Source organism: Bradyrhizobium sp. 31Argb, from assembly GCF_043638955.1.
In the GTDB taxonomy this organism is placed as follows: domain Bacteria; phylum Pseudomonadota; class Alphaproteobacteria; order Rhizobiales; family Xanthobacteraceae; genus Bradyrhizobium.
On the sequence record NZ_JBEGDB010000552.1, the window covers coordinates 1 to 1,917 of the forward strand.

Annotated in this window: 1 protein-coding gene; it reads left to right on the forward strand. The window is 56.2% G+C overall.

Going from position 1 to position 1,917, the window contains the following annotated elements:
• Positions 1-519: 519 nt before the first annotated feature.
• A complete protein-coding gene (locus AAFX91_RS41255; RefSeq protein ID WP_394570304.1) occupies positions 520-1,869 on the forward strand; it encodes an MFS transporter in 1,350 nt (449 codons plus the stop codon).
• Positions 1,870-1,917: the final 48 nt, after the last annotated feature.

Below are 1,917 nucleotides of genomic sequence, written 5' to 3' on the forward strand. Positions count from 1 at the left end.
ACTCTAACCCCTGATGAGCCAGAGCCTCCCTTCTCGAAAAGCTTGATCTGTCTCAAATTATCTGACGACGGACACGCGTCTGGCTGGAGAAAAGGGCTCGCCTTGCTCCACAGGTATCAAGGCAACATTGGCGGGTCGTTTCGTTGGCGCTCACGTTGGGCGGCTGCTTGCTGAGCCGCTGGAACGGCGCATTGAGTACCCAGGCCACACTTCGTCGACACTCGGCTGGAACGTCCAACCTTTTCAGCCCTGAGCCTTGATCAGCGCAGGCGTAGAGCATTGACGCAGTGGCGAGCTGATCCCGAGGCGTTCAGGAGAAACTCCAGTTCAGAGCATTGATTGAGGAGCACTAAGGACGTCACAAAAAGAAGCAGCTTAAAGGAGTCAGCGCATTTCCACAAATGGCGATCCGGCTTCCTTTGGGAGCGAGCATCCGACTTCGAAGCGTCAACAAAGCCAAGACCACAGTGCGGGCTTTTGATGGATGCGCCAAAACCAAAATCCAATGGGAGGATTGATATGTCGACAGTTACGATTGAAAGTGAGGTTGTGGACGGCGCCGACGCAACGAAGGCGCTTGCGTCGAGCTTAGCGGGGACTATCGTCGAATGGTATGAGTTTTTCGTCTATGGAATCGCGGCCGCTCTGGTTTTTGGACGGCTCTTCTTTCCTTCTTTTGATCCGCTTGTCGGCACGTTGCTGTCGCTGTCCACTTTCGCGGTTGCTTTTATTGCGCGCCCCATTGGGGCGGCCGTATTTGGTCATCTCGGGGATCGGATCGGGCGCAAGTCCTCCTTGATCATCACCTTGTCTTTGATGGGTGGCGCGACATTCCTGATCGGGCTCCTGCCGACTTATGATGCAATCGGGATCTGGGCACCGGTAACGCTCGTCGTTGTCCGCATTGTTCAAGGCTTTTCCTTGGGCGGAGAGTACAGCGGGGCCGTGCTGATCAGTGTGGAGCACGCCGGCCCCGGGCGACGCGGCCTGTTTGGGAGTATCGTCAACACGGGATCGGCATTCGGCCTCATTCTTGCGAATCTGGCCTTCTTGGCCCTGAGCGCTCTGGATGAGTCTCAGTTCCTGTCCTGGGGTTGGCGAATTCCATTTGTTCTGAGCGCAATTCTGGTTGTGGTTGGAATGGTGATCCGCGCGCGTGTCTCCGAGAGCCCTGACTTCGAAGAAGTTAAGAGCAGGGCGCACCTCGTGAAGACGCCCCTCCTGGAGACGTTTAAGGATTACAAGGGGCGGCTAATCCTTCTCGCATTGGCATACGTCGGTGCCGGTACGTTCTTTTATACGGCTTCTGTCTTTTCCCTCTCCTATGCCCAACATCTGGGCGTCCCGCGTGGAGAAATGCTCATCCTGGTGATGGGTGCCTTCCTTTTCCTTGCAGTAGCCATGGTGTTCTTCGGCTGGCTTTCTGACAGGATCAATCGCAAGATGATCTTCGTCGCAGGCGCAGCCGTCATGACCGTGGCGCCATTCATTTGGTTCTCGCTCCTGGAGACCAGGAGCTTCAGCCTGATGCTGCTCGGCTTCATCATCATGTTCGTTCCGTTTGCCGCAAACTACGGCGTGATGCCCACATTCTATACCGAGGTATTTCCGCTCAAGGTTCGCTATACCGGGATGGCCATCGGATACACCTTGGGCACGATCTTCGGCAGTGCGACGGCGCCTCTGATGGGGACCTACTTGTTGGGCGCAACGGGGAACTGGTACGCGATCGCGGCCTTCATGGGTGGGGCCTCCCTATATCTGCGGTCGCGGGCACTCTCCTCTACGTCGTGCCAGAGGATCCCGATGCGGCAAATACTCTCAGCCGAGTGGGGCAGGAGCGCTAGCATTACAGTTGTAATTGACTGAGGATTCTGAATCCATGGGCAACCATGATTCGAAGATCGTGGACGCAGG

What these genes read in the sequence shown, in the direction of transcription:
- AAFX91_RS41255 (WP_394570304.1), top strand. Translation starts at nt 520, where the DNA reads ATGTCGACAGTTACGATTGAAAGTGAGGTTGTGGACGGCGCCGACGCA.